Source organism: Legionella lytica, assembly GCF_044626755.1.
GTDB lineage: Bacteria > Pseudomonadota > Gammaproteobacteria > Legionellales > Legionellaceae > Legionella > Legionella lytica_A.
The window spans coordinates 87,985-110,949 of record NZ_JBGORX010000007.1; the positions used below are offsets into that span (position 1 = coordinate 87,985).

Consider the following 22,965-nt stretch of genomic DNA (forward strand, 5'->3'; position numbering starts at 1 on the left):
CTTAAGGATCATTTATGAGTAACAGATGCTACTATGTTACCCTCAAATGGGGGTAGTCGTCATCTAACTTGCTAATAACAAAAAAATTAATACTACCTTAGCTTAATATGCAAAAAGGGTGTAAGGCACGCTGGGCCTACATTTCCGAGGTACTTCGGAGCTAAAAAATAAGCTACTAATTTTATGATTTCCTATAATTATCTTGAAATTAGCTCCAACAATCCCTATATAGTTCTTATCTCTTAATTTAAAGGGCATCGCTAATTTACAATTAAGAGGGTTAAGTTATGTCATCAGTTCGTTCTGTTTCATACTCATCGGCAATAGAAGTGCCGCCCGAATTAAGAAATTTTATGGAATATAAAAATTGTCGATTGCTAATCGATGTTCCGTTTTAACTATGTGAGACAACCAGGAGTTGTAGGCATAAATTAGATGCGAAGGGTTATGAAAGAAAATAAGAAAATTAGAAATCAATATGAATATCCTAATTTTATGGATTGTGCGCTTGCTATTCATGGTTCGGTTACTCCCAGAGTACTTACCAAGGTCTTGGCAGTATTTGTTTATGCCTGTTTTATTTCTACGCTAAGTATTTTTATTCCTGATTTGGCTCTGCCAATAAGCCCCTTTGAATACGCAGGGGTAATTATGGGATTAATTTTAGTTTTTCGGGTCAATGCGGGATATGACCGCTGGTGGGAAGCAAGAAAGCTATGGGGTACTGTGGTTAATTGCAGCAGAAATTTAGCAATTATCATAAAAAGTTATGTAGACCCTGCGAATAAAGACGAAATCGAGGAAATTCTTGGTCTGGTTGCAGCAATGCCCTTCCTGATGAAGAATAGCCTGCGTGGCAGTGATTCTGTCGAAGAAGTAAAACATTTATTGAGTGAGGAAACCTATGCTGAAATGCAGGCGTGGCAACATAAACCTAATTTTATTTCAGCAAAACAAGCATCCATGCTGTCGCAGATGCAGGAACGTGAGCAATTAAATCAGTTTTCTTTTTTGAAAGCAGAAGAGGTGAGGGAAACAATTATCGATTGCCAAGGCGCATGTGAACGGATATTAAAAACGCCTATGCCTTTTGTCATGGCAATTAAATCACGTCGATTTATTCTGCTCTTTTTGCTCATCCTTCCGGCCGCTTTAGTTAACTACTCCCCCTATATTAGCCCTATGGTCGTGACTTTGGTCGCCTATGCGCTTTTTTCTCTGGATCAAATAGGTGTGGAATTACAAAACCCCTTTTCTATTGATAATTTGAGCCATCTACCTCTGAATGATATTTGCAAGACCATCGAGAGGAACGTAATGGAAATTAAAAAAAACGATATAAATAATTAAGTTAGTGGATTGGAGTATTTATGAAAACAATTGGTAAAAAAGAACAACATAATATCACCCCAGACCAAGCAATCGATTTGCTGCACAAGGGAAATCAACGGTTTATTCAAAACTTGCGATTTAATCGAAATTTACTACAACAAGTGAATGAAACCGCGGACGGACAATTTCCATTTGCTACTATTTTAAGTTGTATTGATTCACGCACACCAGCAGAGCTGATCTTTGACCAAGGCTTGGGGGATGTTTTTAGCATTAGAATCGCAGGTAATATTGTCAATGAAGATATTATTGGCAGTTTAGAGTTTGCTTGTAAAGCCGCGGGGTCTAAATTAATTGTGGTACTAGGCCATACCAATTGTGGTGCAATAAAAGGTGCTTGTGACAATGCTCAGTTGGGATCCTTGACTCAGTTGTTAGAAAAAATAAAGCCCGCAATTCAACAAGAAAAAACATTTAAAGAAGACCGAAATGGGAGTAATCTCGCTTACGTTAATGAAGTTGCCAAAATTAACATCACTCATAGCATTCAAAATATTTTAAATAAAAGCAGTATTATCAAAGAGTTGGTCGACGATAAAACCATTAAGATTATTGGTGGTTTATACGATGTGTCTTCTGGCGAGGTCTTATTTTTTGAAGAGTAAATAAAATAGCGGCCTGCCTATTTTGCTTAGAGAAGAAGTTAATAACTGGTTTGAATACTCGCTTGAATCGATTACTCGAACCTTTATCCCTTTAATTTTGCAAAGGAGATTTCTATGAAAAAGAAGCTAATTCCTATTTTAATCTCTGTCCCTTTTATCACTATGATATCAGGAAGAGCCCTGGCGCTTGAGGTCAAACCCAATAACCAAGTGCAAAATAACCATCAGCAAGCAGCTTTAGATCCTTTTGATAGCGATCCATTCTTTCAATCACCTGATGATATTTTAAAACAAATGGCGCAAATGCAACGAGCTATGGACCATTTGATGAAAAGCCAATTTTCACAAATGCAACATAATTTGACGCATCAATCTAATCAAATACCCTTTGGTAGTACAAATACAGTTGAAATTAAAGAAAATAAAAATGAGATTGTCTATAAAATAAAATTACCTAAAGAGGGAAATAGTAAGGTCGACGTTTCCGTTAAACAGGGACAATTAATAGTGAGCTCAAATATAACCCAACAAATTACCCGAGCACAGGATAATAGCAAAAGTGTAAGCTATTCTCAGAGTAATTATAGTCAGGCATTTCAACTACCCAAAGGCTATGATCCTAATTCGATGACCACCAAAACGAAAGATTCAAATTTGATTGTTACCTTCAAAAAGTCAATTGCGAGCCCATCCGTTCTTTAGCAATTATCAGCCTTTCCTAGAGTAACGTCACGAAAGGGCGTTACTCTACTTAAGGTTTTTAAATAAATTATGTTTGCAGCTAAAAGGAAGTAAGGTAAATGAACCCTGTTTTTTTTATATTTGGTTTTGGCTACACAGCCACTTCGCTTGCTCAAAAACTTACTTCGCTAGGTTTTGAGGTGGTTGGAACAACACGGCAAGAAAACAAAAAATTAATGAATCATTCTTCAGCGCTCAGGCTTATTGATTTTGATGCCTCCGATATTGAGAGCTACCTGAGTAAGGCGACTCACCTTTTAATTAGTGTTCCACCACTGGAGGGGCATGGAGATTCGGTATTAGCTTCTTATTCCCAATTAATCAGAAGGCATGCTGGACATATTAAGTGGTTAGGTTATCTATCCTCTACAGGAGTCTATGGGGACTATCAGGGAAATTGGGTCGACGAAGAAAGTATTTGTAAACCCGAGAGCGCATCGGGTGTTTTACGTATGGAGGCAGAAAACTCCTGGTTGACTTATGCAAAAAAAAATCAACTCCCTTTGCACGTTTTCAGATTAGCGGGAATTTATGGCTCCCAAAGAAATTCGCTTGAACGACTCGACGCTGGGAAAAAATACAGTATTTATAAAGAAGGACAGGTATTTTCACGTATTCATGTTGATGATATTGCCTCTGTACTTTTGGCTTCAATAAAGAACCCCCATCCTTTATCCATCTACAATGTGGCTGATGATGAACCTGCAGCCCCTCATGAGGTTGATGCATACGCCGCCTACTTACTTAAAAAATCCTCTTTACCTTTAATCGCCTTTGATCAGGTTGTATTATCACCAAAGGAACGGGATTTTTATTTAAGCAATCGTCGTGTCTCTAATGCGAAAATAAAAAAAGAACTTAATATTGTTTTAAATTATCCTTCATTCCGAGAGGGATTAACACGAATATGGAGGGATGATTTTGAGCAAAAAAAACGGGACTAAATTAATTATTTGGATTTTATCTTTTGAATTAATCGGCTTTTTTTTAGGTTTATTAACGCAAGCTAATATCCTTTCTTGGTATGAAGGGCTTCATAAGTCAATTCTAACTCCTCCTGGCTGGGTCTTTTCCATTGTCTGGCCCCTGTTATATGCATTTCTTGCCATCGTGGGGTTTCATTTATGGCAACATCACCGTCACCCTCGTAGTGCAAAGGTATTTAATCTTTATCTAGTCCAACTCATCATGAATTGGCTATGGACGCCATTCTTTTTTCAATTCCATTGGTTAGGATTCAGTTTTTTATGGCTCTTAGTCATGGTTGTTTTGAATGCATTTCTAATTATTAAAATTAAGGAAAGCACGCTGAGGTTATTACTTATACCCTATTTTTTGTGGCTCAGCTTTGCCAGTTATCTTAACGGGGTAATATGGCTCCTTAATTCCTAAGCATCGTTCAGGCAAGGTGGGAATTTTAATTAAATATAAAAGAAATTTTCCCGCCTCGTTCAAGTGTTGCGCGCTTCACGGATTTAATCGATTCCATACTGTGTTGGATTCGTAAGGATTGTAAGACATCATTTGCAGTTAATCGGCAGCAACGCATATTTTTTTCAATGTACCTTCCTTGTTTAATTATCATAATTTTTTGCCCCTTAATATATTTACCAAATTTATGATTTTTATAAGATAAATAAGCTAAAAAACGATGAATAATAACGATTAATAAGCATACAACCATGGAGGGAAGTAAGGGAATGTTATTCACTATGGCCTCTCCTAAGATAGCGCCTAGGATGATGTAAATAATAAAATCTAAGGGAGAGTGTTCGCCATAGATCGCATTAGAGTTTGTTCTAAATAAAACAATTGCATATAAGGTAATGATAACTCCGCGAGTATAAAGACCATATTCTAGAAGTTTATCCCAGCCTAAAAACTGTTCCATGTTTTTCTCTTTGACGTTAGATTTAAAATGACACTCAAAAAAAGCTTTTCATCTTATAACTGTTTTATGGTGAAAATCCAGTAGTGCGTCTCTCAAGCCTGTTTATGAGGCCTATCATTGCCAGGTACTTTCTTGACCAGGTAACAGGCCTGCATGAGGAGCATGCGAATAAAGCGATTAAGCTCGGTCTGCTTTTTAGACTAGCTCTCTTTTACTTTTTGATTTTTGTGGTTGATCCAAGACTCATCCTTCTCAAAAATATACTGGCAAGCTTGTTGAATAAAATAATCTTTGTATTGAATACCCGCCCATTCGCAATAATCTTCAATTTCTTTAAAGACAGAGGCTTTAATTCGAACTCGAAACTGGATTTTATTTTCATCTTTCTCTGGACTGATTAGCATAGGATACCTTTGACGATTATGATTAATACTCAAGCAACACATGTGCTTGAGTATATTCGATTAAAATTAAAAGCACTACTTATTGGGAGGCGCATATCAATTTAATAAATTCCTCGGTGTCATTCGTAATACCTAAATGAGCGCCTTTTTTAAGCTCTATCGTTAATTTGCCCTGCTCTAAAGAGTGAAAGGATAGGCTCATAATAGTGCCCTCCGGTAAAACCAGGTTATTTACAATACTGGTACCGCTTTCTGAGATAAAGCTCAGTAAATGATAATTTTCTTCTTCATTTGCCTTAACCACGCAGGTTAAGGGCCTGTTTTGTAATAAATCTTCATCAATCATTATCAGTTCATTAGGGGGAAGTGCGAAATTGCGATCAGCTGTATTTACTGAAACACTAATTACCAATAAAAAAAAGCCCAAAATAATGTAGGGATATGACATTTTTATTTTCATTAAAAAACTCCTGTACGCAATTTAAATAATGCGTCATCTATTGATGTAATCAAGCCAGATTACCTTTTATTTGTCAAAAAAAATGTGACTAATTTTCGAGGTGCCGCTTTTCGTAATTATCACAAAGACATCCTCCGATACTGCTTGGCTTGGAGGTATTATAAACCCATCTAAATTTAATTGTCAAAATATTGGTGACCATTTATTTTGTTTAATATGTCAAAATAAATTTGCCATTTCTATTTGTTGTTGTTATTATTTTTTTGTCATCAAGTATTTGACGAAATTAATTATTATTTGGTAGTGAAACTACTGCCTTCGCATTCTGAAAAAGGAGTAGCATGTGAACAATAATAAATTTATTAAAAGTAAAATAATAAAAATCATTGATAACCTGTATAGATTGTCAGGGCGGAGTGAGATTCCTGATGTAAAACAAATCTGTTTGGAAACCAATGTAGACCGTCAAACAGCAATGAAACTTCTTTGTATCTGGTGGGATAAATGCTATATCAAAGAACACCAGGGAACAGAATATAATCATTCTATCTCGGCCAATGAGCTAAATGATAATTTGAGCAAAATCATTGCCTTGATTGAATATTTATCGAAAGAAGTAGCCTTATATAGCGAGGTGTTAAATAATGCGCCCTCAACTTTTCCTTTCGGCAATCATATCTTAAATAGTTTGCAAGCAATCGAGGACCAAGTTTTACTTGATTTTAATCAGTTAGAAAGTAACAAAAACTTAATCCAAAGTGAACTTAAGAACGCGCTAGAGGAAAATAATCATCTTTCCTTAGCTTATCTTGAGTTAGAAAATAAAAGCTCAAAAGAATTGCGAGAGTTACAGGAAAAGTTGGAAGCAAATAAGCGAGAGTTGTTCGCAGCAACCCAAAAGATTAAATCGTTAAAAAGAGATAAACGAAAAATCTCCTTTAAGAACATCGTGGGTGAAATTTATTGACCTCACTTTATGACTCATTAAAAACCTGCCTAGGTTGGCGCATGCCCAGACCTAGGCAGAGTTAATAACAGCAATGCATCATTTATTGTGATGCGCTTAAAAGGGTACTTGTTGCTGAAGTAGGAGTGTAATCATCCTTATCCGTACTTTTTTCTACTACTCCTGTATCAAAAAACCTTAGCGCAGCTTGTTTGCCTTGAGAATTACTTGCTGAAGGGAATTTGTCTATTATCGATACCACAGTATTATTGGGAAGGGAATCTAGGCTGTGGTTTAGGCTCCTGTTGTCTATTAAAGGCTCTTGCTGTGGCGAGTCTTGAGGGGCTTTTTTGTTATGGAACACAGCAGGCCATGTAAATGCTATCGATACGAATACCAACACCACAGGAGACAAGATGGCCATGGTAACCGTTAAGGCAAATTTTTCTCCTATTGCCTCTCCCAGTGTTTCACCCACGTGAATACCGCTTCGAATCCCTCCGGCAACGGAATAAGCGAGCGAATCACCTATGAGTGCACATAATTTGAGGAGATTGACCACGCCATGCTTTATCTTTTCGGCTTTGCTGAGGTTTTCTTCAGGCGGTTGATATATGGATTCAAATTTTTCTTTTAGATCAACATAGGTTTTGGGGTTAAATACTTTATAAACTTGTGAAAAAGTATTAATAACCATGGTGGTTGAAGTACATATCATGGCGAGAACATGTGCTAAAAGGGTCCCCGAATTCGCCCCTATCGCATCGAAAAACCGATTAACCCCCGATATCGTAGTAAACCAGGTTAAGGTGGCGTAAACCGCTAAAAATACCGTACTTACGGCTCCTAACAAAACACAGCGCAAAAGGCCATTGGGTTTTTGATAGGCATCAATAAAAAGATTTTTAAATTTGGCATAATTTTCACGTATGCCTACCGCCTGAAACGAATAAAAAGAAATCGCTGCAATGACCGATAAGCCAATCGTAGCCGCCATAACCAGAGGGGTCGCGGCGAGCGCACCTGCTCCCAAAAAGTTGAGAAGCCCTATAAGGCCAGCATAACCAGAAATACCTGCAGAAATACAGGCCAGCAAGGTCACGATACCAAAAAATAATTTTTGGCCTTTATCAAGCAGCGTTTTTTCTTTTAGATTGTCATCAAGGAGCGGAACTGTTTTTTGCTTTTTAGGTTGAAAGCCTGCGCTATCAAGCATGGCTTGCCCACGACTTAATAAACACACGACCCCATTACAACAGGAAAGTACGATGGCTAAACCAAGGCTCAGAGCAAAGGGGGCGCCTAAAGTGCTTAATAATCCCAAGCAAAATACCATACAAAGCGCCATGGAGGTGACGACTTTGCCCATGACTAATGGTACGCCTTTTAGAAGTCGCTCTCTATTTTGAGCCGGAGTTCTTTCAAATTCCTTGTTTTTGCTAGAGAAGGTAGCAATTTGTAAGACCTCTTTTTTAGCTAATCTTTTTCCACCGGCAAGTATCTCTCCCCACTTAAACGTAAGGAAACTCCACAAATGGTTGGAATATGGCCGTTCGAGAATGTCAGTTACTCGAAGATCCCCCTTGAGAATAGCCTTTTGGACCATCAACGATTCTTCGTCAGTAAATTGGTATTGGTCAAACGACGCAATAATCCAATCTTTTTGAGTTCGAAATTTTCTTATTAAAACCTTTAAGATTTCAGGGCGCTTATGAAGAGAAAAATCGATTGGTTCTTGTTCTAATAATTTAACAATTTCTTTCATTCCTTTAAATCCCTTTTTAATGCAAATCGCCTAGTTTATTTATAAATTGGCAAGAATTCCATTTAAATTTGTAATTAATTATCATTAAACAGGGTGCCGCCATTATTTTCCTTAGAAAAATTTGACATACTGTGCCAGTTACATTCTAATCTTATTTTTTATCATGATATGGACAATCATGTCATTTTTAAATTTTTTAAAACCAGCTCCTTATCTTGATGAAATTCAGGATAAAAGTGTTGTTAAACAGCAATATCGTTATTGGCGTATCCGCACTTTTTATGCAATGTACGTAGGGTATGCGTTGTTTTATTTTACGCGGAAAAGTTTTACCTTCGCGATGCCTGCATTGCAAAGCAACTTGGGAATGACCACCATCGAGCTGGGCATGATTGCTAGTATTTTGAGCTTAAGTTATGGCCTGAGTAAATTTTTGAGTGGAATTCTTGGCGATAAGTCAAATCCTCGTTATTTAATGGCAATTGGGCTCATTTTAACAGGTGTTTGTAATATTCTGTTTGGATTGTCTTCCACTTGGTGGTTATTCGCTATTTTCTGGGGATTGAATGGTTGGTTTCAAGGTTGGGGATGGCCTGGGTGTACTAAGTTATTAACCCATTGGTATTCGCAATCTGAACGTGGCCGTTGGTGGAGCATTTGGAATACATGTCATAACGTGGGTGGAGCATTAATTCCAGTGATTGTTGCTGCGTGTGCACAGTATTTTGGCTGGCGTTCAGGGATGTTTGTGCCAGGGGTCATCTGCATTATAGGGGGATTCTTTTTAATCAACCGCTTAAGAGATACCCCGCAGTCGCTTGGTTTACCTGCGATAGAGCAATATCGGGAAGATTCGTCGGGCTTAGCAAATCAGCCCCAAGAAAAAATAGAGCTCTCAGTCAAAGAAATTCTTTGGACGTATGTGTTAAGTAATCCCTACATTTGGATCTTGGCTATTTCCTACGTATTTATTTACATTGTGCGAACGGCGCTTAATGATTGGAGCATGCTCTATCTAACTGAAGTAAAAGATTATTCTTTACTCACTGCCGGTAGTTGCATTATCTGGTTTGAAGTAGGCGGTTTTTTCGGAAGTTTGGCCGCCGGTTGGCTTTCAGATAAAGTATTTCAAGGTAAACGCAACCCCATAAATATTCTTTTTACCGCCGGGGTATTTGTTACGCTACTGCTGTTTACGGTAACCAAAGGATATACGCCATTCCTTGACTCCTTATTCCTTTTCTTCTTTGGTTTCTTTATCTTTGGACCGCAAATGATGATTGGTATGGCTTGTGCAGAGCTATCCCATAAAAAAGCCGCGGCAACCGCAACAGGTTTTGCCGGATTTTTTGCATATTGTGTAGGTGCCGTTTTAGCGGGCGCTCCCTTGGGGGCGGTGATTAAAAATTATGGCTGGGATAATTTCTTCCTCACCCTCTTTATTTGCTGCCTGGTGCCATTCTTACTGATGCTACCACTCTGGAATGTAAAATCTCCTCCTAAGGATCGTAAACCAGAATTTGCAGGTAAATCTGAGTTTGCCTAGCAAGTGCAGGTCGGGTCTATGGCCCGACTTGGTTTTTTGGTGTCTGCAAGTGATAGCAACCAAATCAAACTTAAATCAGTGAATACTATTGATTAGGTTTTGTTAAATACATGAAACTCTTTTATGGATTTGCATAGAGTGGACAGACTTAAAAACGTCTTTAGAAAATAATGAAGATTGTTTTTTTACAGCGACATTCCACAGGTGTCGTTGCATCTGTGTTATCTTTATCCCTTAACGTTATAGACGCACAAAAACATTTTATGTAGTAACAATTCATGATATTTTACAGACCGGAGTAGATTAATTAACAGATTGATTATTCATGGACTTTAATAAAAATCAATTGCTTTATATCGATGTGACTCGTTTAATTCGTCGGCAATGGCAGAAGCTCATGCCCACAGGTATTGATCGCGTGATGCTGTCTTACGTTCAACATTATCAGAATACCGCCGATGCCTTGTTTTATTTTCTAGGGGTATTTTGGGTAATACCCAGAACCCATTCAAAAAAACTATATCACTTATTATTATCTAGTGCATCAAAACGTACTTTAATAACGACCCTTATTAGGGGCGTGGTGGCTGGCATAGCTCAAAGAAACAAAGGTGCTGCTCGTCTAGCTCAAGAGCAACAAGTACGCAGGACTTTATTGGCGTTGGGACATAGTAGTCTTGAGAAAAAGCATTATATTAAAGGGATTAAAAGACTTGAGCTAGAGCCGATATTTTTTATTCATGATCTCATTCCGATCACACACCCTGAATATTGCCGTTTGGGCGAGAATGAAAAGCATAGCCGTCGCATGATTAATGCCTTAACGGTGGCAAAAGGTATTATTGTAAATTCGCAAGCAACACAAGAGGCTTTGTTAGAGTTTTCTGCGTTCGTGCAAAGTAAGGCTCCTTTGATGACTGTTGCCCATTTGGGTACGGAGTTGTTGGAGCGTCAGTCGCAAAAAGATGTTGGGCGTTCGCGGCAAAAAACTATTAACACCCCATACTTTGTTGTGTTGGGTACTATTGAACCACGTAAAAATCATCTTTTACTCCTACACATTTGGCAGAAATTAATTCATGAAATGGGCGCGCGAGCACCACGCCTCATTATTATTGGCCGAAGAGGATGGGAGTGTGAGCATGTGACTCGCATGCTTGATCGTTGTACTTCATTTAATGGGGTTATTTTTGAATGGAGTCGATGTTCGGATGAACAGCTCGCCGCTTGTCTACGAGGTAGTCAAGCGCTGTTGTTTCCGTCTTTTGTAGAGGGCTATGGTTTACCCTTGATTGAAGCCTTGGTTGCGGGCACTCCTGTTATTGCTAGTGCGTTACCTGCTTTTAGGGAGCTTGCTCATAACATTCCTGAGTATATTGATCCCACGGATACAAAGCAGTGGCTGAGTGTGATTGCAGATTATACCAATTCAGACAGTGCATTAAGAGCTGCGCAACTAAAGCGTTTAGCTGATTATAAAGCTCCGAGCTGGACTAATCATTTTTCGAAAATTGATATCTTTTTGCAATCTATTGTGGCGTAATTTTATGGATATTAAGCACTCAAACTTTAGTTTGGATAGGAGTGGTGAGCATGGAGCCGATGAGGTGTCGGGTTTTCGCATCCCTCACGCGTCAACTGTTTATGTTTGGAAAATGCCTTATTGGAAAAGGCCTATTATTCGTCGTTTTTTAAAGGGGTGTACGATTTATTTTGTTCGCGTAACAAAAAAAATAAAGCCCGGAGCATTAGTTTTGTTGTGGGGATCACGAGCTATACCCTCAGGATTAGCATCAAATCATCCCATTATTCGTGTAGAGGATGGATTTTTACGCTCAGTTGGGTTGGGGGCGGAGCTTACGCGTCCCTTATCCTGGGTGATTGATACACGAGGTATTTATTATGATGCAACTCGCCCCTCTGATTTAGAGTATCTTTTACAACATACAAGTTTTTCCTCTCATCTTATTGAGCGCGCTGCGCATTTGCATCAGCGTTTGATTCAGCATGGCATTACTAAATATAACCTTCAAGGCGCGAGCTGGAAACCAGCAGCACATGGCTCAAAGCGCATTATTTTAGTCCCAGGGCAAGTTGAAAGTGATGCATCAATTGCGTTTGGAGCGATGGGCATTCGAAGCAATTTTGCTTTAGTGCAGGAGGTACGTACTAAAAACCCCCATGCTTGGCTAATTTATAAGCCGCATCCGGATGTTGTTGAAAGACTTCGCCCGCAAGGGATTGATGAGTGCCATATTCATCGATATTGTGATGAGTATCTCGAGCATGTCGCTATGGATCTCGTGCTTAGCTATGTTGATGAAGTACATGTAATGACCTCTTTATCCGGCTTTGAAGCCTTGCTGCGAGGCAAGGAGGTTACATGTTATGGCATGCCGTTTTATGCTGGCTGGGGATTAACGACGGATATGGATGTTGTTTCTCGACGTAGCAGAACATTAACATTGCATGAGCTAATTGCCGGTGCTTTGCTGCTTTATCCTTCCTATATTAGTTGGACTAAAGACACACGTGTTTCAGCAGAAGAGGCTTTGGATGAATTAGTTTTGCAAAAAGAGAATGTACCGCATGGACGGTTTAGAGAACTAAGTCGAGCAGGCTATAAACGGTTGTTACGATTGTCGAAGTTTATCGAATTGCGTTGCAAAAACATCTATACGAGGTAATTCATAGAGTCTTCCGCATAGGAGGTTGCTTTACATAGGAAATTTATTTAGACTCAGTCAACTTGAAAGGAGTTCTTGTAATTGTATCGTTTTGCTGGCTTTATCCTCACATTGGTTGTGTTTGCTAGTGTTTTAATTGGATGTTCAACTTACCCTGCTTGGCTCTCTTCTGCGGGACCTAGTGGTGCCCAGGTCAAAAAGGCGCCTATGCAAGGCATACAAGTCGTTCATATCACAAGTCAGATTGCTCATCGATTATTAGCTCTTCAGCGTAAGAAGCTTTTTTCAGAAACGTTTTCATCGAAACATTTGGGATATGACCGAGTTGGTGCGGGTGATGTTATTGAAGTTTCTGTATGGGAAGCTCCTCCTGCCATGTTGTTTAGTGGATCACTAATTAGTTCACGCACTCCCGGAGCCTCTACGACTCAAGTTACCGTCTTTCCAGCACAAATGGTGAACTCAAAAGGTTATATTCATATTCCTTTTGCAGGAAATATCCGCGCAGCAGGACGAACTCTGTCGCAAATAGAATCAAGCATTGTTTCCAGACTTAAAGACAAAGCACATCAACCACAAGCATTAGTTCGGATGGCTGAGAATAACTCGTCCGATGTTACAGTCGTTGGTGAGGTGACGGCAAGCCGTCGGGTTCCCCTAACGCCACATCGAGAGCGTTTATTAGATGCCTTAGCTGCTGCAGGTGGAGTCCGACAAGACATCAATAAAATGACCTTGCAAGTGACACGCGAAGGGCGGGTTAATGCTATGCCATTAGTAAATATTATTCGTGATCCCCGGCAAAATATAGTTTTGCAATCTGGAGATGTCATTACCGCCTTATTCCAACCCTATAGTTTTACTGTTTTAGGCGCAACCGGAAAGAATGAGGAAATCAACTTTGAAGCCCAGGGTATTTCTCTGACACAAGCATTGGCTCGAGCGGGTGGCTTACAGGATGGACGAGCAGATGCTCGTGCGGTATTTATATTTCGTTTTGAAGACAAACACGTATTTGCGCAAGAGAAATTAAAGAGAAGCCACACTCCTCAATATGTCCCTGTTGTATATCAATTAAATTTAACTGATCCGGCAAGTTTCTTTACCGCACAACAATTTAAAATTAACAACCAGGATGTTCTTTATGTATCGAATGCGCCCGCAGCAGATCTGCAGAAGTTCTTAAATATTGTTGTATCGGCAGTCTATCCCATTGTGAATGTGGGGGCGATAGCTTTTGATCGGGTTTAACTAGAGGATGTATTGTCCTGGTTTTAATTATCAGCACAGACAAAAGAAGTAATACTTGAATGGATGAGGAGTAGATGTTGGATAGAATCGCTATAATAACCGGAATTACAGGACAGGATGGGGCTTATTTGGCCGAATGCTTACTCAAAAAAGGGTACATAGTCTACGGTACTTTTAGAAGAACAAGCTCCGTAAATTTTTGGCGTATTGATGAGTTAGGTATTAAGGGACATCCAAATTTACATTTAATTGAATATGATTTGACGGATTTATCTTCAAGTATTCGTTTATTAGAGTTAACTGGTGCAACAGAGGTTTATAATCTTGCAGCACAAAGCTTTGTTGGTACTTCATTCGAACAACCTATTACAACAGCGGCAATTACAGGATTAGGTCCTTTAAACCTACTTGAAGCAATTCGAATTGTTAATCCTAAAGTGCGTTTTTATCAAGCGTCAACATCAGAGATGTTTGGTAAAGTGCAATCAGTTCCACAAAGAGAAGATACTCCTTTTTATCCTCGTAGTCCTTATGGTATCGCGAAGCTATACGCTCATTGGGCAACTATTAATTATCGAGAAAGTTATAATATCTTCGGTTGTAGTGGCATCTTATTTAATCATGAATCACCTTTACGAGGACAGGAGTTTGTAACACGTAAGATCACCGATGCGGTGGCTAAGATTCATCTGGGTAAATTAAATGTTCTCGAGTTAGGCAATATAGATGCTAAGAGAGATTGGGGTTTTGCTAAAGAATACGTTGAAGGCATGTGGCGTATGTTGCAAGTTGATGAGCCAGATACTTATGTATTAGCAACCAATCGCACAGAAACCGTTAGAGATTTTGTGACTATGGCTTTTAAAGCCGCAGGAATTACTTTACAGTTTGAAGGTGCTGCTGAGAATGAAATTGGAGTAGATATAAAAACTGGAAAAGTACTTGTTCGAATTAATTCACGCTTTTATCGTCCTGCCGAAGTTGATTTACTTATTGGTGATTACAGCAAAGCAGCTGACAAACTGGGATGGTCTCCTAAAACTACTCTTGAAGAATTATGCCAAATGATGGTCAAGGCTGATTTGCAACGAAATCAGGTAAGGGCAATGGAAGAGTGTTATTGAAATCCAACATAGCTTGTCTATGTTATTAATCTTGGATTAGATAATCCCTTTGAATAGTTTTTTAGGTGAATATGTTGAACGTGTTGATCACAGGTATTGAAGGATTTACAGGGCGCTATTTAGCACAGACCTTACGCTTATCTGGTTATAATGTTAAAGGTCTTACTCGTCAGTCCACTTTGAATGGTTTTTGTGGTGATTTATTGGAATATGATAGTCTAATAAATGTGCTTGCACAGTTTCAACCTGATATTGTTATTCATTTAGCGGCTATTTCCTTCGTAGCTCATAGTAATGTCGACGCGATCTATCGAACCAATGTAGAGGGCACTCAAAATCTATTAAAAGCTTTAGTTGTTAGTGGCTCCAAGCCTCAGGCTGTCTTATTAGCAAGCAGTGCAACAGTCTATGGCAATGTGGACAGTTCATCGATTGATGAGAGTGTGCAACCTTCCCCTGTTAATGATTATGGACGTAGTAAGCTAGCAATGGAAGAGATGGCAAAAACATGGTCTGAGCAACTGCCTATCATCATCACGCGACCATTTAATTATACTGGTCCAGGACAATCGTTAAATTTTTTATTGCCTAAAATTGTTGATCACTATACGCGTCGAGCCCCAGTAATTGAATTGGGAAATTTAGATGTCATCAGAGACTTTTCCGACGTGCGTACTGTTGTAAAAAGTTACCAATTATTAATAGAGGCTAAGCCATGCGGCGAAACGTTTAATATATGTTCAGGACAGGGGCATTCTTTGCACGAAGTACTTAACATGATGAAGGACTTAACTGGGCATGAGCTTAAGGTACAGGTGAACCCTGCCTATGTGAGAAAACATGAGGTCCGGCAGTTAGTCGGCAGTCAGGAAAAACTTAATGCAACAATAGGCGCTATTTCTAGGGTATCTTTAGTTGATACTTTGAAATGGATGCTGCAGGAAGTCACCTGATTATATTAAATATATGTTGTATTGACGTCTAGATAATGGATTTATTTCAGAGGGTTATTCTATGATAGTAAGCGATATTTTGGAAAATGAACTACACTCGACAGCCAAAACTAAAGATATACATCAACAGCAACTTCTAAATATAAAAAGTGATGCTTCTACCGAGATTAGCTTACTTAAGGAAGAGATGCTGAGACTTGCCTTATTACTTGATTCTAGTAATCAACAAAATACTCTTAAACACCAGAGCACAGAGCATCTATATCAAGGATTAGTTACCCAGTTAAATACATTGGAGCTACAGTTAAAAAATATTCGAAAGGGAAACGTTTTTTTCCAAGAACCCTTTGTTTTCGATTCTGCTAAGCAATATCACGTCTTTGATCTCTTGAATTATTACGATACGGCTTTTGTTAAGGCTGCTTATGAGGTTATTTTACGTCGAGAACCTGATCAATCAGGTATGGCTTATTATTTGAGTCGCTTGCGTAAGGGATGCTCTAAACTTGGATTGCTTGGGCAAATGCGTTATTCACAAGAAGGTCGTGAGGTTAACATTGAAATAGTCGGTTTAAAATGGCGATTGATACTTGAAAAGATATGCTTATTTCCCATTGTGGGGATTGTTCCGCGAGTACTGCTCTCAAGGGTTTTATTATCAGATATCAAGAAGCGATTGAATGTCCAAGAAAACTTTGTCATACAGGCACTCGAAACGATTGCTGCACTAAATAATACTCTTTCAACATCAATTAAATTGAATGAGTAGAGTATTATGAACATTCTTTTTTTATGTATCTATCCAATCAATGTGCCCCTGCATGGAGGCCAGCACAGAGCATCTAATATCGTAAAAACTTATAAGGGGCTTGGCCATTCCGTTAAGGTAGTAGGCGTGCTTGGCAGTTCACTCTATCCCGCTGAAGAAGGTTTTGAGCCGAGTCCGCCAACTATAGAGTATTTATCTTACATTAATGATTCCTCTCTCATGGAGGACTGGGCATTAAGCTGGTTATTTTCAAAGAATGATACTTATTTTCATGCGTTGAGAAAGAGAATTATCGAAACACCTGATGTAATTCAAATCGAACAACCTTGGTTATTCCCTTTTGCGTTGCGCTTACGTAACGAGGGATATATCCCCAAGTGCACGAAACTGCTGTATAGCTCGCAGAATATTGAATTTCAACTTAAACATCAGATCGTTAAGCAGTTTCGAGGAAGTAATACTGCCGATAAATATAGTGAGTTGGTCAAAAATATGGAATTGTCTGCTTTTAGTAATGCCGATGCTATTACCGCTGTTTCCAAACAGGATAAAGAGGTTATTGAACAATATTGTGACACACCTGTCGTGGTGGCTGCGAATGGAGTTGCGGCATGGACGACGGGGAGAAGCGATATTGATGATGCAAACCACTATGTCAGGAATCAGCGCTATGCACTATTTTGCGGTAGTGCGCATCCTCCTAATATCAAAGGTTTCTTCGATATTTTTTCTGGTGGTGTAGGCTGCTTTTTGCCGGATCAAAAGCTTGTTCTCGTGGGGGGGGCTTCTGATTTTATTGTAAATAACCAGGAGTTTGGCCGCTCTGCAGGGCTTCAGAAATGCGTAGTGAGCGCAGGGGCAATTAAGCAAAATGTGCTGCATGGTTTATTAGAATGTGCGCACTGTATTATTTTGCCGATCACTGAAGGAGGAGGGACCAATCTGAAAACTGCAGAAGCTCTTTGGGCGGGGCATTATATAGTTGCGACTTCTATTGCAATGCGTGGTTTTGAACAGTTTAAGGATGAAGATGGTGTCTTTATCGCTGATACAAGTACGGCTTTTAAACAGATACTACGTCATGTAATGAATTTGCCCGCCTTAGTTGTGACGGAAGAGAGCCGTAAGCGCCGACAAAAGGTTCTGTGGCGACACCTTTTACAGCCCATGGTCGAACTAGCGGAAAACCTTTGTGAGGAATGTGTTGTATGAAGCAAAATCTACCAACAGTTTGGATGAATGTTACTACAAGTGTGAATTGGAATCGGCCTCCAGTTGGTATTGTGCGTGTAGAGCTTAATATTGCTCATGAATTAGAAAAATATTACGAATCAACCGGTATATTTAAGAAATGTATTTGGAAGGACGGATATTTTAAGGAGTATGGGGCGCTAGAGGTACAAGAGACAACGAAGGCGAATACTCTAGTCAAACGCCCCTCTATTGAGAGTAATTCTAAAGTTAGCCAATGGATTGATTATTTTTTTTCCAGCTTAATAATACCGCAGAATTTCTCTGCTCAGAATAGTGCTGCTGCACCAGTATACGAACCAGAGATTTTTAGTCCGGGTGATATCCTAATTTCTATGGGGCTGGATTGGGATATGCCTTATACCCCACTGTTTTACGAATTAAGAAAGACTAAGAACGTTAAAATTATTACTTGTTGTTATGATTTAATTCCAGTTTTGTATCCCCAATATTGTGTGGGGGATGTTGCTTCGAGATTTATGCAATACTTTTTTGATGTTGCAGTGGGGTCTGACGCAATAATGTGTATTTCGAAACAATCTGAGCACGATTTAACGTTGATGTTAAATCAAACGGGTTCTGTTGTGCCCATGACTAAGATTATGACTCTAGGTGATACACTTAATTCTAGTATGGAGCCTATCTCGGATGCAATTACGGCATTGCTCGAGAGTCCATTTATTTTATTTGTTTCAACCATTGAGCGTAGAAAAAATCATGAAGTTTTATATCGAGCATATCACCTACTCTGTGCTCAAGGAAAAAAAGAGCAGCTGCCAACACTTATTTTTGTAGGGATGTCAGGTTGGGGGGTTAATGATCTGTTAAAAGATATTGAGCTTGATCCACTAACGAGAGGTAAGATTCTTATCTTAACACATGTTAATGATGCGGAACTCCGAGCATTATACCAAAATGCTCAGTTTTTCCTCTACCCATCACTGTATGAAGGGTGGGGGCTGCCGATTGCTGAAGCGCTTGCCTCAGGAAAAATGGTGCTTGCTTCAGAAGGCGGCTCCATTCCTGAAGTTGGTGGTGACCTCGTTCAATATATTGATCCTTGGAATGCAGCGGCTTGGGCTGATGCTATGTGGGAAGCTACTACAAATGTCACACTACGTACTATGGTAGAGCAACGAGTAACTGAATTTTATATTCAGAGATCATGGCAGGATACAGCAGAAGCAGTCGCGGAAGTTATTTATGAGCTTATGCAAAAGAAGACATGTATATCGCTAAGTGCTGGCTATGATATGTATACGCAAGTAGGGATGATTGTCGGTGGGAATATACGTTCGACAGGGAGTGCAGGCTATTTAATGTATGGCCCCTATTTATCTCTCCCCGCAGGTACTTATCAGATTCAAGTTTTTATCAATAAGCATCATTCCTCACTAGGGAGAGCTGTATTTGACGTAACCTCAGATTCAGGCGTAAAAAGTTGGTTTTCAAAAAGCGTTGAATATAATGTGAGTCTTATGAAGGCTGATGAGCCAGTAGTATCATTTATTCTACATTTGAACCAGAGTATCTCTAATTTTGAACTGCGTTGTACGCTTAAGACAGGGGATTTGGAACTTTCTAGTATTCATATCAATGATATCTCAGAGCCGTTAGAATTCTGCCTAGGTGGCAATAGGAGCACTTCAAGCAAACAATATAGTCTACAATCGTCGCAAGCATTGGATATAAAATCAGAGCCGAAAAATCAATTCTTAATTGATGTTTCCGAGTTGGTGGTGTGCGATGTCAAAACTGGGATTCAGCGCGTTGTGCGTAGTATTCTTACAGAATTTTTTGCTAATCCTCCACAAGGATTTAAAGTGGAATTAGTCTATGCACCAAGTCACAAATATGGTTATCGGTATGCTCGCGATTTTACGGCAAAGCTCTTTAATCAGCAATTAGAGTTAACTGAAGACGAGTTTATAACGGTTGGGTGTGGGGATATTTTTTTAGGATTAGACCTAGCTCCGAATGCTGTTGTGGCTAATGAGACTTTTTATCAGCAATTGAGAGCTGCTGGTGTTCGTACCTATTTTGTAGTGTATGATTTATTGCCTATTCTATTACCGGAAGTATTTCCTAAAAGTGCCAAGCAGTCGCATATAAAGTGGATGGAGGTGGTCTCTGCTGCAGATGGTTTGTTATGTATTTCACAAGCCGTTGCCGATGAGACTATTGAGTGGCTCGACACTTATGATTTTGGACGAAGAAATACAACCAAAATAGGCTGGTTTCATTTAGGGGCGGATATTGCCAGCTCTAGGCCTACGCAAGGAATTCCTGAAAACGCTAATAAGATTCTGGATTTATTAAAAAAACAGCCCACTTTCTTGATGGTAGGCACAGTAGAGCCACGCAAACAGCATATGCAAGTTCTTTTAGCATTTGAACAGCTATGGGATAAAGGAGTAAAGGTTAATTTAGTAATTGTTGGCAAGCAAGGTTGGTCTGTTGATTCCTTAGTACACAGGCTACGAAATCACTCTGAGCGCGAACGTCGACTTTTTTGGCTAGAGAGTGCTAGTGATGAATACTTAGAAAAAATTTATGCTGCCTCTTCTTGTTTGATTGCGGCATCCTTAGGCGAGGGATTTGGCTTACCATTGATTGAGGCGGCTCAGTATCGTGTCCCAATTATTGCGCGCGATATCCCTGTATTTCGAGAGGTGGCTAAGGACTATGCTTTTTATTTTACTGGGGATACCCCAGAGGCACTTTCTGAGTGTGTTTTTAGTTGGTTACATTTGAGTAATCCTCAACAGTCAGAATTTATTCCATGGTTTTTCTGGCAAGAAAGCGTTAACCAATTAGGAAAAATTATTTTTGATGAGCACTGGTATCACGAGCAGATCTAACTTGATGATCATGAGCTTACAATCATAAAGGAATAGGGTTGGGGTGTTTTTTGAATAATCTATATTCCTTCTCTGCGTGATGTGGGTTGTGGGAGCTAAAGCAATGTTTTTAAGGACGATGAGATGATAAAAAAAATTTTTTTTATAGGGGATTTTTATCGGGGCAATCAAGAAAGAAACGTCAAGGTCCTTTATGAGCTTATTTCACCTGTTTTTTTTAATTTAAATATTGACGTTAGAATCCTTCCTGAAATGGTAAATATCTCCAATCAGGAAAAATGGCATGCATCTCTTTCTGGGATAGGTGAAAGTATACTCGATACGTATAATTTGGATAGCACCGCTATTATAGGTTTTGAACTAAATCCAATCGACATAGACTATTTGAACTCCAATAATATTCCATGGCTTAATTTTGAAATTCACCCCCTTCGTTTTTTAGATGATTTATATTTCAATATCACTAGTTCATTTGCCTTTGATTTCTCCAAGCTTTCTGTTAACGAAAATAGTATTCGTTTTGCGGCTAATACAATAAAACTTAAAAATTTAAATGGTGATTTTCCTATAAAAGAAAATTCCTTACTAATTGTAGGACAATCACCTCATGACAAAAGTGTTTTTTTTGACGGAGAGTTTAAATCTTTACTGAGTTATCTTGAGGCTCTTAGGGAGATAATCAAAGAGTATGATAATATTTATTATCGGTCGCACCCAAATTTATCGTCCCAAGATGTTGATGCCGAATTAGTTAGAAGATTTGATGTGAAATCACTAAATCACTTGAATTACTATGATGCATTATCTAGTGAAAAACTCGTCGCTGTTTGTGGTATTAGCTCTTCTTGCCTTTATGAAGCACTATATTTTGATAAGAAGGTAACTTTTTTAGAAAAAAGAAAGAAACAATTTTTGAAGCCAGTTAAATTGCAAAAGGTACTTGAATGTAGTGAGTTATGGTTTAATTACTTTTTGTTGGCTCCTGATTTGAAACGTACTTTATCTGTCACTGTACCAGAAAACTTATGTCGAGATGCTTATGGATATTGGGCTTATGAAACAGCTTTAACCAAAATCACTGTTGATGTACAACAAGCTAAGTTTCAAGCTCGAGAGGCGGTGATAGGACAAGAAAATCTTTTTAAGCAGACTGATATGCAATTTGATAGATTCCAGGAGCAATTTGCTCGAATGGAAGCAGGAAATACCGCTAAGCTCAATGAGCTTTGTCAACATATAAATCAGATCGAGGAGCAATTGGTCCGAATAGGTGGGGATCATGCTGAAGTACGGACAGAGGTTGCGATAATAGGTCAACAATTAGCTCAGGTAGAAGTAGATAATGCTGATGTTCGGATGGAGGCCCAATTATTGTCACAACAGTATCCAGCAATACAACGGGATTTAGAGGAAACAAGAGAGCAATTTACTGAACTGATAGAGCATATGAAGCAACGCAGTTTGCAATTTACGTCACTTATTTCAGCTTATAAACAGACTGACGAAATTATGCGATCTCAGTTGCAGAATGTTTGTGTCTATCTGATGAATCTTCATACATCATGGGGCTGGCGTATTACTGCTCCATTTCGTGCCCTCGGTGGATTGCTTTCTAATAGTATTTTTCCAAGACTAGAGTTTCCATCTAAGATCAAGTTGCTTGTGGATGAGTTTGATATACCTACCTCTATGGAAAATACTATACAATTATCCTCTGTTCTCGCAAGCAACAAAGAAAGAGAGTCGGCTGTGTTTAACTCTTTTGCTCGGGCAGAGCGCCAGCATCAGCGTGCCACTACCTTGGCAGAATTACTATCATTTGATGATGAGGATTTCGTTGTTGTGTCTTATTTAACTATCTTAGGGCGTGAACCAGATATTGATGGTCGAACCTATTATCTTTCTCGCTTGAGGGCTGGATGTTCTAAATTACAACTAATGAAGCAGTTGCGCCGATCAGATGAAGCACAGCGTAATGAGCCTGGTATTACGGGTCTAGATCGTAGAATTCGTCAATATAGCCGCGCACAGCTTCCTTTTATTGGTTTTTTTCTTCGATGGCTTTGGGATTTGGAGAGTAATAGCGTAACCATGTGTAGACTTCGAGCTATTCAAAATGAAATCGCGGCTACTCGACATGAATACTCAGGATTGATGAGTGCTATGATTAGCAATATTGATCATTTACTTTCTATTCCCGCGAATCCACCCATCTCGTTACTTGATAATGAATCGAGTTAATATAGAGCTGTATAGCATCGTGTCTGCTCCTCTACTCGAGCATAGGACAATATGAAGAATAGATTGTTTATAAAAAAG

At 39.0% G+C, this 22,965-nt stretch carries 20 protein-coding genes; 16 read left to right on the plus strand and 4 right to left on the minus strand.

Features of this window, described 5'->3' with window-relative positions; all coding sequences use genetic code 11:
• Positions 1–447 precede the first annotated feature (447 nt).
• The 5 genes from ACD661_RS13585 (at position 448) to ACD661_RS13605 (ending at position 4,130) form a co-directional block, all read left to right on the plus strand.
• A complete protein-coding gene (locus ACD661_RS13585) occupies positions 448–1,350 on the plus strand; it encodes a bestrophin family protein (RefSeq protein ID WP_400188408.1) in 903 nt (300 codons plus the stop codon).
• 20 nt (positions 1,351–1,370) lie between these two features.
• Positions 1,371–1,997: a carbonic anhydrase family protein gene (locus ACD661_RS13590; protein WP_400188409.1), complete on the plus strand. Its 627-nt coding sequence runs from the start codon at positions 1,371–1,373 to the stop codon at positions 1,995–1,997.
• 114 nt (positions 1,998–2,111) lie between these two features.
• Positions 2,112–2,699 carry an Hsp20/alpha crystallin family protein gene (locus ACD661_RS13595; RefSeq protein ID WP_400188410.1) on the plus strand — a complete coding sequence of 196 codons (588 nt, stop codon included), beginning with the start codon at positions 2,112–2,114 and terminating at the stop codon, positions 2,697–2,699.
• A gap of 98 nt (positions 2,700–2,797) precedes the next feature.
• Positions 2,798–3,682 (plus strand): SDR family oxidoreductase, encoded by an 885-nt coding sequence (locus ACD661_RS13600; protein ID WP_400188411.1) that lies wholly within the window; start codon positions 2,798–2,800, stop codon positions 3,680–3,682.
• Positions 3,654–4,130: a TspO/MBR family protein gene (locus ACD661_RS13605; RefSeq protein ID WP_400188412.1), complete on the plus strand. Its 477-nt coding sequence runs from the start codon at positions 3,654–3,656 to the stop codon at positions 4,128–4,130. The genes ACD661_RS13600 and ACD661_RS13605 overlap by 29 nt, the downstream gene beginning before the upstream one ends.
• Positions 4,131–4,155: 25 nt before the next feature.
• Here the strand turns inward: ACD661_RS13605 and ACD661_RS13610 are convergent, their stop codons facing one another.
• The 3 genes from ACD661_RS13610 to ACD661_RS13620 all read right to left on the minus strand — a co-directional run bounded on the left by ACD661_RS13610 (position 4,156) and on the right by ACD661_RS13620 (position 5,493).
• Positions 4,156–4,629: a DUF421 domain-containing protein gene (locus ACD661_RS13610; RefSeq protein ID WP_400188413.1), complete on the minus strand. Its 474-nt coding sequence runs from the start codon at positions 4,627–4,629 to the stop codon at positions 4,156–4,158.
• Positions 4,630–4,829: 200 nt separating this feature from the next.
• Positions 4,830–5,033: a hypothetical protein gene (locus ACD661_RS13615; protein WP_252581097.1), complete on the minus strand. Its 204-nt coding sequence runs from the start codon at positions 5,031–5,033 to the stop codon at positions 4,830–4,832.
• Positions 5,034–5,112: 79 nt separating this feature from the next.
• Positions 5,113–5,493 carry a hypothetical protein gene (locus ACD661_RS13620; protein WP_400188414.1) on the minus strand — a complete coding sequence of 127 codons (381 nt, stop codon included), beginning with the start codon at positions 5,491–5,493 and terminating at the stop codon, positions 5,113–5,115.
• A 343-nt stretch (positions 5,494–5,836) separates the two neighbouring features.
• Here ACD661_RS13620 and ACD661_RS13625 point away from each other — a divergent pair, with 343 nt between their 5' ends.
• On the plus strand, positions 5,837–6,460 hold the full coding sequence (locus ACD661_RS13625) for a hypothetical protein (protein ID WP_400188415.1): 624 nt from the start codon (positions 5,837–5,839) through the stop codon (positions 6,458–6,460).
• Positions 6,461–6,542: 82 nt separating this feature from the next.
• Here ACD661_RS13625 and ACD661_RS13630 read toward each other — a convergent pair whose 3' ends face one another.
• Positions 6,543–8,204 carry a hypothetical protein gene (locus tag ACD661_RS13630; RefSeq protein WP_400188416.1) on the minus strand — a complete coding sequence of 554 codons (1,662 nt, stop codon included), beginning with the start codon at positions 8,202–8,204 and terminating at the stop codon, positions 6,543–6,545.
• 178 nt (positions 8,205–8,382) lie between these two features.
• On the opposite strand from ACD661_RS13630, the gene uhpC reads away from it, so the two are divergent.
• The 10 genes from uhpC to ACD661_RS13680 all read left to right on the plus strand — a co-directional run bounded on the left by uhpC (position 8,383) and on the right by ACD661_RS13680 (position 22,887).
• A complete protein-coding gene (gene uhpC, locus ACD661_RS13635; RefSeq protein WP_400188417.1) occupies positions 8,383–9,750 on the plus strand; it encodes an MFS transporter family glucose-6-phosphate receptor UhpC in 1,368 nt (455 codons plus the stop codon).
• 325 nt (positions 9,751–10,075) lie between these two features.
• Positions 10,076–11,293, plus strand: coding sequence for a glycosyltransferase family 4 protein (locus ACD661_RS13640; protein ID WP_400188418.1), 1,218 nt, complete (start codon positions 10,076–10,078; stop codon positions 11,291–11,293).
• 4 nt (positions 11,294–11,297) lie between these two features.
• The gene (locus tag ACD661_RS13645; protein WP_400188419.1) at positions 11,298–12,437 is read left to right on the plus strand and encodes a capsular polysaccharide export protein, LipB/KpsS family; all 1,140 of its coding nucleotides are present in this window, start codon (positions 11,298–11,300) and stop codon (positions 12,435–12,437) included.
• An 81-nt stretch (positions 12,438–12,518) separates the two neighbouring features.
• Positions 12,519–13,688, plus strand: coding sequence for a polysaccharide biosynthesis/export family protein (locus ACD661_RS13650; RefSeq protein WP_400188420.1), 1,170 nt, complete (start codon positions 12,519–12,521; stop codon positions 13,686–13,688).
• Positions 13,689–13,762: 74 nt separating this feature from the next.
• Entirely contained in the window at positions 13,763–14,812 is a 1,050-nt protein-coding gene (gene gmd, locus ACD661_RS13655; RefSeq protein ID WP_400188421.1) for a GDP-mannose 4,6-dehydratase, read from the plus strand.
• Positions 14,813–14,883: 71 nt separating this feature from the next.
• Positions 14,884–15,765 (plus strand): GDP-mannose 4,6-dehydratase, encoded by an 882-nt coding sequence (locus tag ACD661_RS13660; RefSeq protein ID WP_400188422.1) that lies wholly within the window; start codon positions 14,884–14,886, stop codon positions 15,763–15,765.
• Positions 15,766–15,826: 61 nt separating this feature from the next.
• Positions 15,827–16,534, plus strand: coding sequence for a DUF4214 domain-containing protein (locus tag ACD661_RS13665; RefSeq protein WP_400188423.1), 708 nt, complete (start codon positions 15,827–15,829; stop codon positions 16,532–16,534).
• A gap of 6 nt (positions 16,535–16,540) precedes the next feature.
• Positions 16,541–17,746: a glycosyltransferase gene (locus tag ACD661_RS13670; RefSeq protein WP_400188424.1), complete on the plus strand. Its 1,206-nt coding sequence runs from the start codon at positions 16,541–16,543 to the stop codon at positions 17,744–17,746.
• Positions 17,743–20,646, plus strand: coding sequence for a glycosyltransferase family 4 protein (locus ACD661_RS13675; protein WP_400188425.1), 2,904 nt, complete (start codon positions 17,743–17,745; stop codon positions 20,644–20,646). The genes ACD661_RS13670 and ACD661_RS13675 overlap by 4 nt, the downstream gene beginning before the upstream one ends.
• Positions 20,647–20,769: 123 nt before the next feature.
• Positions 20,770–22,887: a DUF4214 domain-containing protein gene (locus ACD661_RS13680; protein WP_400188426.1), complete on the plus strand. Its 2,118-nt coding sequence runs from the start codon at positions 20,770–20,772 to the stop codon at positions 22,885–22,887.
• Positions 22,888–22,965: the final 78 nt, after the last annotated feature.

Bases quoted from the DNA above. Each gene is read 5' to 3' on its own strand.
- ACD661_RS13665 (WP_400188423.1), top strand. From the start codon at position 15,827: ATGATAGTAAGCGATATTTTGGAAAATGAACTACACTCGACAGCCAAA.
- ACD661_RS13630 (WP_400188416.1), bottom strand. From the start codon at position 8,204: ATGAAAGAAATTGTTAAATTATTAGAACAAGAACCAATCGATTTTTCT.
- ACD661_RS13670 (WP_400188424.1), top strand. From the start codon at position 16,541: ATGAACATTCTTTTTTTATGTATCTATCCAATCAATGTGCCCCTGCAT.
- ACD661_RS13585 (WP_400188408.1), top strand. From the start codon at position 448: ATGAAAGAAAATAAGAAAATTAGAAATCAATATGAATATCCTAATTTT.
- ACD661_RS13600 (WP_400188411.1), top strand. From the start codon at position 2,798: ATGAACCCTGTTTTTTTTATATTTGGTTTTGGCTACACAGCCACTTCG.
- ACD661_RS13680 (WP_400188426.1), top strand. From the start codon at position 20,770: ATGATAAAAAAAATTTTTTTTATAGGGGATTTTTATCGGGGCAATCAA.
- ACD661_RS13590 (WP_400188409.1), top strand. From the start codon at position 1,371: ATGAAAACAATTGGTAAAAAAGAACAACATAATATCACCCCAGACCAA.
- ACD661_RS13645 (WP_400188419.1), top strand. From the start codon at position 11,298: ATGGATATTAAGCACTCAAACTTTAGTTTGGATAGGAGTGGTGAGCAT.
- ACD661_RS13660 (WP_400188422.1), top strand. From the start codon at position 14,884: ATGTTGAACGTGTTGATCACAGGTATTGAAGGATTTACAGGGCGCTAT.
- ACD661_RS13675 (WP_400188425.1), top strand. From the start codon at position 17,743: ATGAAGCAAAATCTACCAACAGTTTGGATGAATGTTACTACAAGTGTG.
- ACD661_RS13640 (WP_400188418.1), top strand. From the start codon at position 10,076: ATGGACTTTAATAAAAATCAATTGCTTTATATCGATGTGACTCGTTTA.
- ACD661_RS13610 (WP_400188413.1), bottom strand. From the start codon at position 4,629: ATGGAACAGTTTTTAGGCTGGGATAAACTTCTAGAATATGGTCTTTAT.
- ACD661_RS13605 (WP_400188412.1), top strand. From the start codon at position 3,654: ATGATTTTGAGCAAAAAAAACGGGACTAAATTAATTATTTGGATTTTA.
- ACD661_RS13620 (WP_400188414.1), bottom strand. From the start codon at position 5,493: ATGAAAATAAAAATGTCATATCCCTACATTATTTTGGGCTTTTTTTTA.
- uhpC (WP_400188417.1), top strand. From the start codon at position 8,383: ATGTCATTTTTAAATTTTTTAAAACCAGCTCCTTATCTTGATGAAATT.
- ACD661_RS13595 (WP_400188410.1), top strand. From the start codon at position 2,112: ATGAAAAAGAAGCTAATTCCTATTTTAATCTCTGTCCCTTTTATCACT.
- ACD661_RS13615 (WP_252581097.1), bottom strand. From the start codon at position 5,033: ATGCTAATCAGTCCAGAGAAAGATGAAAATAAAATCCAGTTTCGAGTT.
- gmd (WP_400188421.1), top strand. From the start codon at position 13,763: ATGTTGGATAGAATCGCTATAATAACCGGAATTACAGGACAGGATGGG.